This window comes from Stenotrophomonas sp. STEN018 (assembly GCF_056760235.1).
The window spans coordinates 15,823-30,636 of record NZ_JBRREK010000001.1 but is presented as its reverse complement, the minus strand read 5'-3'; the positions used below and the strand labels follow the sequence as shown (position 1 = coordinate 30,636).

General features: G+C 63.2%; 15 protein-coding genes and 3 tRNA genes. 10 read left to right on the top strand and 8 right to left on the bottom strand.

Annotated elements, in window-relative coordinates:
• Positions 1-31 precede the first annotated feature (31 nt).
• From ACVOMB_RS00185 to ACVOMB_RS00145, 9 genes are all read left to right on the top strand, one after another.
• Positions 32-658, top strand: a complete 627-nt coding sequence (locus tag ACVOMB_RS00185; protein ID WP_481514875.1) for a glycine cleavage system transcriptional repressor — start codon at positions 32-34, stop codon at positions 656-658.
• 77 nt (positions 659-735) lie between these two features.
• Positions 736-1,215 carry a peroxiredoxin gene (locus ACVOMB_RS00180; protein WP_481529382.1) on the top strand — a complete coding sequence of 160 codons (480 nt, stop codon included), beginning with the start codon at positions 736-738 and terminating at the stop codon, positions 1,213-1,215.
• 82 nt (positions 1,216-1,297) lie between these two features.
• Positions 1,298-2,698 (top strand): PhoH family protein, encoded by a 1,401-nt coding sequence (locus ACVOMB_RS00175; protein WP_282267591.1) that lies wholly within the window; start codon positions 1,298-1,300, stop codon positions 2,696-2,698.
• 5 nt (positions 2,699-2,703) lie between these two features.
• Complete coding sequence (locus tag ACVOMB_RS00170) at positions 2,704-3,195, top strand: hypothetical protein (protein ID WP_481529549.1); 492 nt, start codon at positions 2,704-2,706, stop codon at positions 3,193-3,195.
• Positions 3,196-3,207: 12 nt separating this feature from the next.
• A complete protein-coding gene (locus ACVOMB_RS00165) occupies positions 3,208-3,879 on the top strand; it encodes a YoaK family protein (RefSeq protein ID WP_481529381.1) in 672 nt (223 codons plus the stop codon).
• 34 nt (positions 3,880-3,913) lie between these two features.
• A complete protein-coding gene (gene thiD / locus ACVOMB_RS00160) occupies positions 3,914-4,723 on the top strand; it encodes a bifunctional hydroxymethylpyrimidine kinase/phosphomethylpyrimidine kinase (protein WP_481529380.1) in 810 nt (269 codons plus the stop codon).
• Positions 4,720-5,580, top strand: coding sequence for an alpha/beta hydrolase family protein (locus ACVOMB_RS00155; RefSeq protein WP_481529379.1), 861 nt, complete (start codon positions 4,720-4,722; stop codon positions 5,578-5,580). Before thiD ends, ACVOMB_RS00155 begins: the two co-directional genes overlap by 4 nt.
• Positions 5,581-5,645: 65 nt before the next feature.
• A tRNA-Arg gene (locus ACVOMB_RS00150) sits at positions 5,646-5,722 on the top strand.
• 53 nt (positions 5,723-5,775) lie between these two features.
• Positions 5,776-5,852, top strand: a tRNA-Arg gene (locus ACVOMB_RS00145).
• A 560-nt stretch (positions 5,853-6,412) separates the two neighbouring features.
• On the opposite strand, the gene ACVOMB_RS00140 is transcribed toward ACVOMB_RS00145, so the two are convergent.
• From ACVOMB_RS00140 to recX, 4 genes are all read right to left on the bottom strand, one after another.
• Positions 6,413-6,505, bottom strand: a tRNA-Ser gene (locus tag ACVOMB_RS00140).
• A gap of 76 nt (positions 6,506-6,581) precedes the next feature.
• On the bottom strand, positions 6,582-6,785 hold the full coding sequence (gene csrA, locus ACVOMB_RS00135; RefSeq protein WP_057628248.1) for a carbon storage regulator CsrA: 204 nt from the start codon (positions 6,783-6,785) through the stop codon (positions 6,582-6,584).
• Positions 6,786-6,924: 139 nt separating this feature from the next.
• On the bottom strand, positions 6,925-9,576 hold the full coding sequence (alaS, locus tag ACVOMB_RS00130; protein ID WP_481529378.1) for an alanine--tRNA ligase: 2,652 nt from the start codon (positions 9,574-9,576) through the stop codon (positions 6,925-6,927).
• A gap of 109 nt (positions 9,577-9,685) precedes the next feature.
• Positions 9,686-10,168 (bottom strand): recombination regulator RecX, encoded by a 483-nt coding sequence (gene recX / locus ACVOMB_RS00125; RefSeq protein WP_481529377.1) that lies wholly within the window; start codon positions 10,166-10,168, stop codon positions 9,686-9,688.
• On the opposite strand from recX, the gene ACVOMB_RS00120 reads away from it, so the two are divergent.
• Positions 10,105-10,269 carry a pentapeptide repeat-containing protein gene (locus tag ACVOMB_RS00120; protein WP_481529376.1) on the top strand — a complete coding sequence of 55 codons (165 nt, stop codon included), beginning with the start codon at positions 10,105-10,107 and terminating at the stop codon, positions 10,267-10,269. The two genes, recX and ACVOMB_RS00120, sit on opposite strands and share 64 nt — an antisense overlap.
• Positions 10,270-10,408: 139 nt before the next feature.
• Here ACVOMB_RS00120 and recA read toward each other — a convergent pair whose 3' ends face one another.
• From recA to ACVOMB_RS00100, 4 genes are all read right to left on the bottom strand, one after another.
• Complete coding sequence (gene recA / locus ACVOMB_RS00115) at positions 10,409-11,446, bottom strand: recombinase RecA (protein WP_481529375.1); 1,038 nt, start codon at positions 11,444-11,446, stop codon at positions 10,409-10,411.
• Positions 11,447-11,648: 202 nt separating this feature from the next.
• Entirely contained in the window at positions 11,649-12,296 is a 648-nt protein-coding gene (gene lexA / locus ACVOMB_RS00110; RefSeq protein ID WP_481529374.1) for a transcriptional repressor LexA, read from the bottom strand.
• A gap of 51 nt (positions 12,297-12,347) precedes the next feature.
• Entirely contained in the window at positions 12,348-14,027 is a 1,680-nt protein-coding gene (ubiB, locus tag ACVOMB_RS00105; protein WP_481529373.1) for a 2-polyprenylphenol 6-hydroxylase, read from the bottom strand.
• 35 nt (positions 14,028-14,062) lie between these two features.
• Entirely contained in the window at positions 14,063-14,557 is a 495-nt protein-coding gene (locus ACVOMB_RS00100) for a CinA family protein (protein WP_481529372.1), read from the bottom strand.
• Positions 14,558-14,814: the final 257 nt, after the last annotated feature.

The window sequence follows — 14,814 nt, the reverse complement described above, 5'->3', positions numbered from 1 at the left end:
TGTTACTTGCCGGTCGAAAGCACGGGCAAGTATGCTGGACACCAGCGAACAACCCCCAAACGGTGTTGTTCAGACTCATCTAGCACCCGGAACCACCTTGACCGACACCACGCCGCGGCCGCTGCCGACCGAAAACCACCTCCTGATCAACGCCTATACGACGCATCCGGAGTCCCCCCTGCTGTCCGTTACCCGTCGAATTGCCGACAGCGGCTGCAACCTGGTCGATGCCCGCCTGTCCACGGTAGGCCGCGATGTCTCGGTGACCACCCTGGCCACCGGCTCCTGGGATGCCGTCGCCAAGCTCGAAGCCATGCTGACCCGGCTCGAGCGCGAAGAGAACCTGAAGCTGGTGTGGTACCGCACCGCCGCCAAACAGGCGCAGTCCAACCTGCTGCCGTACATCGTGGAAGTGGTTGCCGCCGACAAGCCGGGCATCCTGTTCCAGCTGGCCGACTTCTTCGACCGCCAGGGCATCACCATCGAGAACCTGCAGAGCACCCGTTACCAGGCCATGCAGACCGGCGCGGAAATGTTCTCTGCGCAGATCACCATTGGCGTACCCTCCAACATGCACATCGCCGCCTTGCGCGACGATTTCCTCGAGTTCTGCGACCACCTCAACCTGGACGCGATCATGGACCCGATGAAGTTCTGAAATTCGCGCGCCCGTCACAGGCGCGCGGCGTTTCATGTAATTGCAATCGAACTACCCCAGGCTCCGGAAAGGATCTGATGAACATCGGCGATACCCTGGACCGAAACTCCCTAGCCCTGCCACTGGCCCTGTCCGGCGGCACCACTACCAGCCTCGGCGAACTCGCCGGCCAATGGTTGGTGTTGTACTTCTACCCGAAGGACAGCACCCCCGGCTGCACCACCGAAGGCCTGGATTTCAATGCGCTGCTGCCCAAGTTCAAGCGTGCAGGCGCGCAGGTGTTCGGCATCTCCCGCGACTCTGTGAAGTCGCACGACAACTTCTGCGCCAAGCAGGGTTTCAAGTTCCCACTGATCAGTGACGCCGATGAAGCGCTGTGCGCCGCCTTCGACGTGATCAAGATGAAGAACATGTACGGCAAGCAGGTGCGTGGCATCGAACGCAGCACCTTCCTGATCTCTCCTGACAGCCAGCTCGTGCAGGAATGGCGCAAGGTCAAAGTCGCCGGCCATGCCGATGCCGTGCTTGAAGCACTGAAGGCCGCTCAAACCAAGTGACCCACATCCCGTTCCAACCCATGTCATCGCCCTGCCCTGCAGGTGCGATGGCGTGACCCTGTCCCGCCACCAGGAATCGACGATGACCCGAGGCAAGCGCATCTACGTACTGGATACCAACGTGCTGATGCACGATCCGACCGCGCTGTTCAAATTCGAGGAACATGATGTCTACCTGCCGATGCAGGTGATCGAGGAGCTGGACAACGGCAAGAAAGGCACCACCGAGGCGAGCCGCAATGCCCGTCAGGTGAGCCGCTTCCTCAATGAGCTGATCGAACAAGCCGGTATCGGCAGCGTACAGAACGGCGTGCCGCTGGCACGACCGAAGGGCCTGCAGCTGCGCGGCGCGCAGAGCGCCGGCAACCTCTACTTCCAGACCAGCCACTTCGAGGCCGGCAAGAGCTTTGGCAAGGTGATCCCGGACAACGCCATCCTCGGCGCGATCCTGGCATTGAAGGAAGAACACCCGGAAACCCCGGTGGTGTTCATCTCCAAGGACATCAATCTGCGGATCAAGGCGGCTATCGCCGGCATCGATTCGGAGGACTACGAGAACGACCGCGCGCTGGATGATTTCAGCCTGCTCTACACCGGCGCCACCGTGCTGCCGGAAGATTTCTGGAAAAAGCACAGCGAAAGCCTGCGCAGCTGGAGCGACAAGGGCCGCACCAGCTACGAGATCCAAGCCGCCGACGACGAAGACTGGCATCCAAACCAGTACGCCTACCTGGCCGGCGACGACGAAGTAGAACTCAAGGTCAGCAAGGTCGAGGGCGATGGTCGCATCACCTTGTCGGTGGTCAACGACTTCCGCCACGGCTCACATTCGGTCTGGGGCATCACTGCGCGCAACCGCGAGCAGAACTTCGCGCTGAACGCGCTGATGGACCCGGAGATCGACTTCGTCACCCTGCTCGGCACCGCCGGCACCGGCAAGACCCTACTCGCACTGGCCGCCGGCCTGGCGCAGACCATGGACACGCAGCGCTACCGCGAGATCATCATGACCCGCGCCACGGTCAGCGTGGGCGAGGACATCGGCTTCCTGCCCGGCACCGAAGAAGAAAAGATGACGCCATGGATGGGCGCACTCACCGACAACCTGGAAGTGCTCACCCACAACCAGGACGGCGGTGCCTGGGGCCGTGCGGCCACCAATGATCTATTGGCCAGCCGCATCAAGATCCGCTCGATGAACTTCATGCGCGGCCGCACCTTCCTGTCGCGCTACCTGATTCTGGACGAGGCGCAGAACCTCACCCCGAAGCAGATGAAGACCTTGATCACCCGCGCCGGTCCCGGCACCAAGATCGTCTGCCTGGGCAACGTCGAGCAGATCGACACGCCCTACCTCACCGAAACCACCTCCGGCCTCACCTATGCGGTGGACCGTTTCAAGAATTGGCCGCACAGTGCACACATCACACTGCGCCGGGGAGAACGTTCGCGTCTGGCCGATTATGCTTCGGAGGTTCTGTGAAACATCTGCACACCCTGTCCCTGCTGGCTGCGGGAACACTCACTCTGGCAGCCTGCACGCCGTCGAACACGCGCCCCGGCAGCGTGCCGACGGCGGTCAAGACGGGACAGTCCTGGGTCGTTACCCGCCCCGTGGTCGCCGCGCAGGTGCTGGACACCTGCTCGCGCGACAGCCCCGCCAAACATGCCGGTGAAGTCACCGGCTACTGGGCGCCCAGCCGCGCCGACATCGACGCACTGGAAAGCCAACTTGCTCAGCTGCAACCCACCATTGCCGAGCCGGCCCTGTCCGGCCGGCAGTACGTGGGCTTCGAGTCCAGCGGCAAGCGCCTGATCTACATCAACGCCTTCACCCTGCCGGATCACAGCGACACCAATCCGGCCCGCGAAGCCATCCGTGTCTGCGATGGTGGCGCGCAGTTCTGGGGTGCGGTGTACGACCCACAGGCCGGCACGTTCTCCAGCATCGAGCGCAACGGCGCGCTGCCCAAGCCCTGATCCGGCGTCGGCATGAAGGTCCGCCTGCCCACCTGGGTCTGGATCGGCGCCATTGCACTGTCCTGCGTGGCCGGCATGGTCAACGCGGTCGGCTTCCTGGGCTTTGAGCACCAGGCGGTCAGCCATGTCACCGGCAGCACCAGCCAGCTCGGCATTGCCCTTGCGCATGCCGACTGGCGCTCGGTCGGCCACCTTTGGGGCCTGCTGATTGCCTTTGCGCTGGGCGCGATGCTCAGCGGCCTAATCATCCAGGACAGCACCCTGCAACTCGGCCGCCGTTACGGCGTCGCACTCGCCTTGGAATCTGCCTTGCTGCTGTTGGCCATTCCACTGTTCAAGCAACAGCAGGTCTGGGGCGCACTGGCTGCCGCGATGGCCTGCGGGCTGCAGAACGCACTGGCTACCACCTTCAGCGGCGCGGTAGTGCGCACCACCCACCTCAGCGGCATGTTCACCGATCTCGGCATCGGCCTGGGCCATCTGCTGCGCGGCCTGCCGGTGCCGATGCACCGGCTGACCTTGAGCGGTTTGATCATTGGCGGCTTTTTGGCCGGCGGCATAGTGGGGGCAGGGCTGTTCGCGCGCTGGCAATACGACGCACTGCTTGTCCCGGCCGTACTGACCGGACTCAGCGGCCTGGGTTATGTGCTGTACCGGCAATGGGCCATGCGCAGGCAAGCCTGAGGCAGGCCAGCGGCAAACCCTGCACAATCGGCGCATGAGTCCTTCAACGCCCGTTTCCGCCCTCACCATCGCCGGCTCCGATTCCGGCGGCGGTGCCGGCATCCAAGCCGACCTCAAAGCCTTTGCCGCGCATCGCGTGCACGGCCTGTCGGCAATCGCCGCCCTCACCGCACAGCACACCCGCGGCGTCACTGCCGTGCACGTGCCACCGCTGCCGTTCCTGCAGGCACAACTCGACGCCTGCTTCGACGATTTCGACATCCATGCGGTCAAGCTCGGCATGCTCGCCAATGCCGAAGTGATCCATCTGGTTGCCGACGTACTGGAGCAGCGCCGCCCGCCGCAGATCGTGATCGATCCGGTGATGGTCGCAACCAGCGGCGCCAAGCTGCTTGAAGACAGCGCACTGCGCGCGATGCGTGAGCGGCTGCTGCCGCTGGCTACGCTGCTCACACCCAATACGCCGGAAGCAGAGCTTCTGCTCGGCCGCAGCATTCGCAACGCAGAAGATGCTGAAGACGCCGCTACTGCACTGATCGACATGGGTGCCGGCGCCGTACTCCTAAAAGGTGGCCATCTATTGGAAGGCAATCGCGTGATTGATCGTTACTTCGATGGCGTCAGTCGCGAGGAGTTCAGCCACACCCGGCTACCGGTCGATGCGCACGGTACCGGCTGCACACTGGCCTCGGCCATCGCCGCGCAGCTGTGCTGCGGACTGTCGCTGGCCAATGCCTGCGAAGCAGCGATCGACTATGTCGCACGCGGCCTGCAAGGCGGCTATCACCCAGGCCGCAGCGACGTGATGGTGCTGGATCACTTCGGCGCGGCCCGTCCGGCATGAACACTGATTCCTTGCCCTTCGAGACAACGGCACTGCCAGTCAACAGCGCCGATGGCCATCGCTTCGAACTGCCGGCCTACCTTCCCGCACAGCCTCGCGCCTGCCTGCTATGGCTGCCGGCACTGGGCGTGGCAGCACGCCACTACCAGGCGTTCGCAGAAGCCCTCGCCGCCAACAACATCGCCGTGTTCCTGCACGAGTGGCGCGGCAACGGCAGCAGCAGCCTGCGCCCAGACCGCAGCCACGACTGGGGCTACAAGGAACTGCTGCAACTCGACCTGCCTGCCGCCGAAGCCGCCATGCATGACGCACTGCCCGGCCTGCCGTTCCGGCTGGGCGGGCATAGCCTCGGCGGTCAGCTCAGCTGCTGCTATGCCGGCCTGCGCGAACGCGAGCTCGACGCCTTGTGGCTGGTCGCCAGCGGCACACCGTGGTGGCGCAGCTTTCCTGCCCCGCGCGGCTGGCTGCTGCCGCTGGCCTATCGCTTCCTGCCATGGCTTGCGCAACGCAACGGCACCCTGCCCGGACGCCGCGTTGGTTTCGGCGGCACCGAAGCACGCGGACTGATACGCGATTGGGCGCGCGTGGGCCTGAGCAATCATTACGCCGCACGGGGAATGCAGATCGACCTTGAAGCCGGCATGCGCGACATCAGCGCAACGACGCGCGCGGTGGTGCTGGACAGTGATTGGTTGGCGCCGGTCAGCTCGATGCAACAGCTGCTGGCCAAGCTTCCAGCGTCGACACGCAGCTTGAAAATACTGTCATCGCGCGAATTGGGCGTGCGCGCCGACCACTTCCAGTGGATGAAATCACCACAGACCGTGGCTTCGGCACTGATTCATCCCGAAGATTAAGAAATTTTCACAAAAGCGTTGACGCAAACGTCTCAAATCCGCATAATCTCGCTCCTGGCAACGAGGCGCTCGTAGCTCAGTTGGATAGAGTACCTGGCTACGAACCAGGTGGTCGGGAGTTCGAATCTCTCCGAGCGCACCATGTCAGAACGCAGATTCAATCTGCACCGTTTCAAACTACAACAGCAATGTTGAGCGCTCGTAGCTCAGTTGGATAGAGTACCTGGCTACGAACCAGGTGGTCGGGAGTTCGAATCTCTCCGAGCGCACCAATACTAAAAACAGCAGGCATTGCCTGCTGTTTTTTTATGCGCGTCATTTGACGGCAATTCAAGCAGCCGGAATGTAGTGCCGAGCCATGCTCGGCAGAGGCCTCACCAGGAAAGCCCCAGCCGAGCATGGCTCGCCTCTACCGCGGGGCAGCACCATCGCGCACCACAGACCCCTCAGCGCGCACCCGTCACGCAGGAGCGCAAGCACTGTAGTGCCGAGCCATGCTCGGCAGAGGCCGCCCCTGGATCGCACCAGCACAGCACGACTACGCCCTACAGACCCCCAGAGGCGCACCAGCACTTGTAGGAGCGGGGGTCGCCGGGCACGAGGGGCGGGGTTAAAAACACCCTCCGCCCTCCTCCTCCCCCCCCCCCCCCCCCCCCCCCCCCCCCCCCCCCCCACTACAGTGCGACCACCGCAGCACACCCCACTGCACCTTCAGTCGCGCAGTGTCATTGCACACATCTCACACGACAGCCGCGAAAAAGAAACTCAAAGAGAACGCAAATGAAAAACCTGCAGACACAAAAAAGCCCCGATAAAGGGGCTTTTTTGAAACTGGCGGAGTGAGAGGGATTCGAACCCTCGATAGAGCTTTTAACCCTATACTCCCTTAGCAGGGGAGCCCCTTCAGCCACTCGGGCATCACTCCGTTTCTCTTGCCCCGTTACGTGTATTCCGTAGCGGGGCGCGAAGAATAACGTTAAACGGGGTGAAAGGTAAACCCCTTATTCGGAAGTTTCTTCACTTCCGGGAGTTGCGGGCTCATCGCCACGCTGGATACGCTGGAAAATCTCCTCGCGATGGACAGCAACGTCCTTCGGCGCGGTGATACCGATACGTACCTGGTTGCCCTTGACGCCGAGCACGGTCACGCTGACCGAGTCGCCGATCATCAAGGTTTCGCCTACACGGCGAGTCAGGATCAACATTTTGCAAATCTCCATGGAACCGGCAGGGTTTCCCGCCGACATTGGCGCGCTTTCAGCAATGCGCCCCACGACAAAGGGAAAAGACTCCCAATGTTACCGTCAGGGCGCGAACAGCTTCAAGGTGCGCGACTTGTCACATTCAGGCCAGATGTGGCTTGACCCACTCCAGCACGCCCTCAAGGGCCGCCACCAGCTTGGGACCATCTTCACCGCCACCCTGGGCCATGTCCGGACGACCACCGCCCTTGCCGCCGATCTGGGCCGCGACGTGGGCCAACAGCTCGCCCGCCTTCACCTTACCCAGCGCCGCGCCGTTGACGCCAGCAACCAAGGCTGCCTTGCCATCCTGCACACCCGCCAACACGATGATCGCGTCGCCCAGCTGCTGCTTCAGGCGATCGATAGCATCGCGAAGAGCTTTGGCATCAAAGCCTTCCAGACGAACCGCTAGCACCTTCACACCGGCCACATCGACTGCCGAGCCGCCCAGGTCAGCGGTAGCGCCTGAGGCGACCTTGGCCTTCAGGGCCTCCAGCTCGCGCTCCAGCCTCTTCTGCCGCTCACCGAGCTGGCGGATCTTCTCGACCACGTCACTGGCACTGCCGCCGAGCAGCTGCGCCGCTTCGTGCAGGCGTGCCTCCTCGTCAGCCACATAGTCCAGCGCGCCCTGCCCGGTCACCGCCTCGATACGGCGCACGCCCGAAGACACACCGCCCTCGGAGGTGATCTTGAACAGGCCGATGTCGCCGGTGCGCGAAACATGGGTACCACCGCACAGCTCGGTGGAGTACTCGCCCATCTTCAGCACGCGTACGTTCTCGCCGTACTTTTCGCCGAACAGCGCCATGGCACCGAAGTCCAGCGCTTCCTGCATGCCCATGTTGTGCACTTCGGCCGCATTGTTGGCGCGAACCTGCTCGTTGACCTTGCGCTCGATGACAGCCAGCTCTTCAGCAGTGATCGACTGGAAGTGCGAGAAATCGAAACGCAGGCGATCCGGCGCCACCAACGAGCCCTTCTGCTGCACATGGGTGCCCAGCACTTCGCGCAGGGCGGCGTGCAGCAGATGGGTTGCGGAATGATTGAGGATGGTGGCGCTGCGACGCGCAGCATCGACCGTACCGGCCAGCACATCGCCGATCTTCAGCGCGCCCTGCTCCAGCTTGCCGACATGGCCGTGGAACTGACCAGCGAACTTCTGCGTGTCGCTGACCGCCAGCTTGACGCCGTTGGCCGACAGCACGCCGGTATCACCGACCTGGCCACCGGACTCGGCGTAGAACGGGGTCTGCGCAGTGAACACGATGACCTCATCGCCAGCCTGCACGGCATCGACCGCGCGGCCATCCTTGATCAGCGCGACAACTTTCAGACCGTCGGCCTGCAGACGGTCGTAGCCGAGGAAAACAGTCGGGCTCAGGGTGGAGACCAATTCGGCGGAAAGCGTCACACCACCACCGAACTTGCCGGCCGCACGCGCGGTTTCGCGCTGGTGCTCCATCGAGGCATCAAAGCCGGCCATGTCCACCGTCATGCCGCGCTCGCGGGCGATATCAGCGGTCAGGTCGACCGGGAAACCATAGGTGTCATACAGACGGAATGCGTCGACACCCGGGATGACGCCATCGCTGACCTTGGCGGCGACGTCGTCGAAAATCTTCATGCCCGAATCGAGGGTTTCGGCGAAACGCTCTTCTTCGGCCAGCAGTGCACGCACGACGGTATCGGCCTGCGCCGGCAGCTCCGGATAGGCCTCGCCCATCTGCTCGATCAGGGTTGGCACCAGCTTGTTGAAGAACGGCTGGCGCACGCCCAGCATCCAGCCATGGCGCAGGGCGCGACGGATGATGCGGCGCAGGACATAGCCGCGGCCTTCGTTGGATGGCAGCACGCCATCCACAATCAGGAACGAGCAGGCACGAATGTGATCGGCGATCACGCGCAGCGACTTGTTTTCCAGATCAGCCATGCCGGTCAGCTCGGAAGCCTTGCGGATCAGCGCCTGGAACAGGTCGATCTCGTAGTTGGTATGCACGTGCTGCAGGATCGCCGCTAGCCGCTCCAGGCCCATGCCGGTATCCACGCACGGCGCCGGCAGCGGCTGCAGCGAGCCATCGGGCTGGCGGTCGAACTGCATGAACACCAGGTTCCAGATTTCAATGAAACGGTCGCCATCCTCGTCCGGCGAGCCCGGCGGGCCACCGGCGATGTGGTCGCCGTGGTCAAAGAAGATCTCGGTGCAGGGACCGCAGGGGCCGGTGTCGGCCATCTGCCAGAAGTTGTCCGATGCGTACGGCGCGCCCTTGTTGTCGCCGATGCGCACGATGCGCGCTTCCGGGATGCCAACCATGTCGCGCCACAGCGCGTAGGCCTCGTCATCGGTGTGATAGACGGTGACCAGCAGGCGATCGGCCGGCAGCTTCCAGACCTGGGTCAGCAGTTCCCATGCCCAAGCAATGGCGTCCTTCTTGAAGTAATCGCCGAACGACCAGTTACCCAGCATTTCGAAGAAGGTGTGGTGACGCGCGGTATAGCCGACCTGGTCCAGATCGTTGTGCTTGCCGCCGGCGCGCAGGCAGCGCTGGACGTCGGCCGCGCGCACGTAGCTGCGCTTTTCCGCGCCCAGGAACACGTCCTTGAACTGGACCATGCCCGAGTTGGTGAACAGCAGGGTCGGGTCATTGCCCGGCACCAGGGGTGCCGACGGCACGATGGTGTGGCCTTTGCCCTTGAAGAATTCGAGGAAGTCAGCGCGGATCTGGGAGGTAGTAAATTTGGCAGGTGTATTCATGGGGACTGGCGGTAAGCTGGCAAGCGGGTCCCAGCAGCCCTTGTGGGCGCGGGAATTCGGGACAACCGAAACCCTGAAAGGGTAGCAGGCCCAGCTCGCCCAGTCCTGTTCAGTCCTCTGGATCGTAGCGGCTGGCCTGGCGGATACAGTTGCCATCAAAGCCACGCCGGGCCAATAGATCCGCGGCTTTACGCCGCTGCGGCAGGTCTTCCGGGCCACTGGCACCAAAACGGCGGCATACCAGCTCGCGTGCGTTTTCAGTCCAATCGCCCTCAAACGAGGCCATCGCTGCTTCGATCTGCTCGCTGTCCAGCCCGTGGGTGCCCAGCTCCGCGCGGATATGTAGCGGCCCATAGCCACTGCCGGCGCGGTTGCGAACTACCGATTGGGCAAAACGGGTGTCGTCTTGCCAGCCCTCTTCGGCCAGCTTGGCCACCGCCGCATCGACCGCATCCGGATCGACGCCGCGGGACTTGAGCTTGCGGCCGAGCTCTTTGCGCGAATGCTCGCGCCTGACCAGCAGGCCCAGTGCGCGCTGTAGCGGCGTCTGCTGGCGACCGCGCTTGGTTTTGCCCTCAGGCTGATCATCCATCTCGGTCATCACGCCACCACGTTCGTCTCAGCCAGGCTCGTTTCAGCCAGGTTCGTTTCAGCCAAGCTAGCTTCGACCAGGCTCAACTCCGCCCGACTTGACTCCGGCGAGCCCAGATCCAAAAGCCCAGCCCCGGCAATACCCAACCCCGCGCCATCCATGCCGCGGGGCCTTCATGGACAAAATGCCGCAGGAGCGGGCGACGTCACTGACGATGCGCCGCCCGCTCCCGCGGGAAAATCACTCCTCGCCGTCGTCAGCGTCGCCTTCTTCGCGCGCAGCTTCGGTGGGCTGGAATTTCTCGCGCAGCTCGGCCTCGAGGCGGACTGCAACCTGCGGGTTGTCACGCAGATAGCCACGGGCGTTGTCCTTGCCCTGGCCAATGCGCTCTTCACCGTAGCTGTACCAGGCGCCGGCCTTCTCGACGAGCTTGGCTTCCACGCCCATGTCGATCAGCTCGCCCTCGCGGGAGATGCCTTCGCCATAGAGGATTTCGGTGATGACCTGCTTGAACGGTGGTGCGAGCTTGTTCTTGACCACCTTGATCTTGGTCTGGTTGCCGATGATCTCGTCGCCCTTCTTGATCGCACCGATACGGCGGATATCCAGACGCACCGAGGCGTAGAACTTAAGTGCGTTGCCGCCGGTGGTCACTTCCGGGCTCTGGCCCGGCATCATCACACCGATCTTCATGCGCAGCTGGTTGATGAAGATGACCAGCGTATTGGAGCGCTTGATGTTGCCGGTCAGCTTGCGCAGCGCCTGGCTCATCAGACGGGCCTGCAGGCCCGGCAGCTGATCGCCCATTTCGCCTTCGATTTCAGCACGCGGGGTCAGCGCAGCGACCGAGTCGACCACCACGATGTCGACCGAGCCCGAACGCACCAGCATGTCGGCGATTTCCAGTGCCTGCTCGCCGGTGTCCGGCTGCGACAGCAGCAGGTCGTCGACATTGACGCCCAGCTTGGCGGCGTAGATCGGGTCCAGTGCGTGCTCGGCGTCGATGAAGGCAGCGGTGCCGCCCAGTTTCTGGCATTCGGCAATCGCCTGCAGGGTCAGGGTGGTCTTGCCCGAGGATTCCGGGCCGTAGATTTCGACCACACGGCCCTTGGGCAGGCCACCTATGCCGAGTGCGATGTCCAGCATCAACGAGCCCGTGGGGATGATCTCGACGGGCTCGACAACACGGTCGCCCATACGCATCACCGAGCCTTTGCCGAACTGCTTTTCGATCTGACTCAGTGCAGCAGTAAGCGCGCGCTTCTTGTTCTCGTCCATCGCGTTCGTCCTCGGGGTTGATTTCGTTGATTTCGTCATGGGGTCCACTGTAGGGGTGTCGTATCGCACAGGCTGAGACTGCAACCGAGACGACAAAATTATTGGGCCGACAAGGATACCGACAGCAGCCCAAACACCCGCCCTACGTAAGGGAAACAGTCAGTTACGGCTGCGAAATGCGCAGTTTCCAAATCCGTGGGGTTCAGCGATTTGGCCGCAGCAGCCCGCAATACAGCCCTTCGATGGAGAAATCCTGGTCAGGCAGGACCTCGATCGGTGCGTAGTCAGGGTTGCGCGGCAGCAGGCGGATCCGGTCCTTGGCGATCTTCAGCAGCTTGACGGTGATCTCGTCATCGATACGCGCCACCACGATCTGCCCGGAGGTCGCATCGCGGGTGCGGTGCACGCCGATCAGGTCGCCATTGAAAATGCCTTCGTCGATCATCGAATCGCCCTGCACTTTCAGCAGGTAATCCGGTGCCGGCGAGAAGAACACCTTGTCCAGCACCACGTAGTCGTCCGAACCGATGTCCGCACCAATTGGCAGACCGGCAGCAACCCGGCCGAGGATCGGCAGGCGCAGCACGTCGTCATTGGCGGCCTGCACAGGCGCCTGCAACTCGGCGTCGCCCTCGCCTTCCTGACGCACCAGCCGGATGCCACGAGCGCGACCGGGGACGCGCTCGATGGCGCCGGCCGCTTCCAGGGCATCCAAGTGGTATTGGGCCGAGCGCACACCCTTGAAACCAAAGGCGCGGGCGATCTCGGTCTGCGATGGCGGCATGCCCTCGGCCTCGATGCGCTCAGCGATCAAGTCGAGGATGGCCTGCTGGGTGTCGGTGAGGTTCATGGTTAGTAGTATTACTACTAACAAAAAGATCTGCAAGCCCCTCCACGAAGATCAGGGATGCCGCCCGCTGCGCCAGATCGAGAACAGTATCCAGACTCCACAGATGCCCGCGCCAACGAAGCCGCAAAGCCCCAGCGCCAGGAACCAGCGACTGGAAAGCCCGCCCACGCTGTGCATCACGATCGACGAACCGATGATCAATGCTGCGGTGATTACGCCAACCACCAGTCGGTTGGCGGCGCGGTTTACCTGATCGCCGAAGCCCTGCAAGGCGGTGGTTTCCACCCGCAGTTTCAGCTGCCCACGCCGCGCCGCCTGCACCAGTCGACGCAGATCTCGCGGCAATTCGCCGGCAAGGTCCAACATCCCCAACAAGCTGCGGCGGCCGCGCTTGAGCAGCGCCTTGGGCGCATAGCGCTGCAGCACCACCCGCTCAAGGAAAGGACGCGCGGCACTGGCCATGTCGAAGTCCGGATCCAACTGCCGACCCATGCCCTCAAGGGTGAGGAATGCCTTGATCATCAATGCCAGATCCGCCGGCAAGGTGAGGCTGTAGCTGCGCAGCAGCTGGGTGATGTCGCCGAGCATCAGGCCGATACGCAGATCCTTCAGCGGCACGCCGCGGTATTGATCGACGAATTGGCTGATGTCCTGTTGCAGGCGACCTTCGTCGACTTCCACACCGCCAGCCCAGTCCAGCAGCACATCGGCAACCACCTGCGGCTCCTGCTCAACCAGCCCGTGCAGCAGCTGTGCGACCTGGAAGCGGCGCGCTTCGGACAGCGCACCAACCATGCCGAAGTCGATCACGCCGATGCGCCCATCGCGCATGTAGAAGATGTTTCCAGGATGCGGATCGGCATGGAAATAGCCGTCTTCCAGCACCATTTTCAGCACGATCTCGGCGCCGCGCCGGGCCAAAGCAGCACGGTCCAGGCCGGCCTCATCGACTGCTTCCAGCTTGCGACCCGGAATGCCATCGACGAAATTCTGCACGTTGAGGCTTTCGCAGGTCCACTGCCAATGCACGCCGGGAATCAGGATGTCATCGCGGCCATCGAAGTTGCGTGCGATGCGCTCGGAATTGCGGCACTCGGCGGCGAAATCCATCTCGCTGCGCAGCGACTGGGTGAACTGCTGCACCACTTCCGCTGGCCGATAGCGGCGCAGATCCGGCAGGCGCGCTTCGACGATTTCAGCCAACCGCGCCAGCAGGCGCAGATCGGCCTCAACCACATCGCGGATGCCTGGCCTGCGTATTTTCAGCACCACCTCGCGGCCATCGTGCAGACGCGCGCGATGCGCTTGCGCCAAGGAGGCAGCAGCCATCGGGGCTTCATCGAGGAAGGCAAATACCTGCGTCGGCGCCGCGCCCAGATCGGCCTCCAGCTGCTCGCGGATCGCGGCATAAGGCAATGCGGGCACCGCATTTTGCAGCTCGGACAGCTCGGCGATCCACTCCGGCGGCAACAGGTCCACGCGCGTGGCCAGCACCTGGCCGAGCTTGACGAAGGTCGGGCCCAGTTCCTGCATCGCACTGCGCACACGTACCGGCGCGGTCATCCGCAGCATCTGCTGGCTGTCGTTCCAGCGCACCAGACGACCTGCCCGCTCAAGTACCGAAGCCAGCCCGGTACGGCGCACCACATCGCCGAAACCATAGCGGATCAGAACCGCTGCTATTTCCTGCAAGCGGCCCAGATCACGGACCGTGCCCAGTGTTTCCCACATCGCGACTTATCCCGGTTGCTGCCCGGGCCAGCATGTCATAGATGCTCGTCGATGCCGCGCAATGCAGCACCCACGGTTTGCCTGCGTATGGCATCGCGGTCGCCATCAAACTGGAACAGCTGCGCGCGCGCATAGCCACCGCGGCGCTTCCAGCCTATCCAGACGCTGCCAACCGGCTTGTCCGGGCTGCCGCCGCCGGGGCCAGCGATGCCGGTCACCGCCACTGCTACGCCAGCGCCGGAATTGATCAGCGCACCGGCCACCATTTCCAGCACGGTTTCGCGGCTCACAGCACCGAACTGCTCCAAGGTCTGCGCGCGAACGCCGAGCAGGCGCTGTTTGGCTTCATAGCTGTAGACCACCATGCCGCAGTCGAAGAAGGCCGAGGAGCCGGCGATATCGGTCATGCTCTTGGCGATCCAGCCACCACTGCAGCTTTCCGCGGTTACCAGCTGCAGGGAGGCCTGCTGCAGGCGTTCGCCGAGCGCGGCGGCCAGGGCATTGAGATCGGCATCGGTTGGATTGGACATTGCGGTAAAGGGGGCTGGGCGGAGAACCCTTACGTTTTACCGCAGATGACGCCTGCGTGTCAGGGCACAGCCACGAGGTGGTGGCCGCGGGGGGCGGCAGGGCTGTGGGAGCGGCATAAGCCGCGAAGCTGATAATGCTGAAGTAGCGGGCAGCTGTGCCATCTGATGATGTGCCTGCTTCGCGGCTTACGCCGCTCCTACAAAACAAGACAGCCGGCACGGGGCCGGCTGTCGCTTCATTCTTCAATGGACCAGCA

Bases quoted from the DNA above. Each gene is read 5' to 3' on its own strand.
- csrA (WP_057628248.1), bottom strand. From the start codon at position 6,785: ATGTTGATCCTGACTCGCCGTGTAGGCGAAACCTTGATGATCGGCGAC.
- ACVOMB_RS00100 (WP_481529372.1), bottom strand. From the start codon at position 14,557: ATGTCCAATCCAACCGATGCCGATCTCAATGCCCTGGCCGCCGCGCTC.
- lexA (WP_481529374.1), bottom strand. From the start codon at position 12,296: ATGAACCTCACCGACACCCAGCAGGCCATCCTCGACTTGATCGCTGAG.
- ACVOMB_RS00175 (WP_282267591.1), top strand. From the start codon at position 1,298: ATGACCCGAGGCAAGCGCATCTACGTACTGGATACCAACGTGCTGATG.
- ubiB (WP_481529373.1), bottom strand. From the start codon at position 14,027: ATGTGGGAAACACTGGGCACGGTCCGTGATCTGGGCCGCTTGCAGGAA.
- ACVOMB_RS00155 (WP_481529379.1), top strand. From the start codon at position 4,720: ATGAACACTGATTCCTTGCCCTTCGAGACAACGGCACTGCCAGTCAAC.
- ACVOMB_RS00180 (WP_481529382.1), top strand. From the start codon at position 736: ATGAACATCGGCGATACCCTGGACCGAAACTCCCTAGCCCTGCCACTG.
- thiD (WP_481529380.1), top strand. From the start codon at position 3,914: ATGAGTCCTTCAACGCCCGTTTCCGCCCTCACCATCGCCGGCTCCGAT.
- ACVOMB_RS00165 (WP_481529381.1), top strand. From the start codon at position 3,208: ATGAAGGTCCGCCTGCCCACCTGGGTCTGGATCGGCGCCATTGCACTG.
- alaS (WP_481529378.1), bottom strand. From the start codon at position 9,576: ATGAATACACCTGCCAAATTTACTACCTCCCAGATCCGCGCTGACTTC.
- ACVOMB_RS00185 (WP_481514875.1), top strand. From the start codon at position 32: ATGCTGGACACCAGCGAACAACCCCCAAACGGTGTTGTTCAGACTCAT.
- recA (WP_481529375.1), bottom strand. From the start codon at position 11,446: ATGGACGAGAACAAGAAGCGCGCGCTTACTGCTGCACTGAGTCAGATC.
- recX (WP_481529377.1), bottom strand. From the start codon at position 10,168: ATGGATGATCAGCCTGAGGGCAAAACCAAGCGCGGTCGCCAGCAGACG.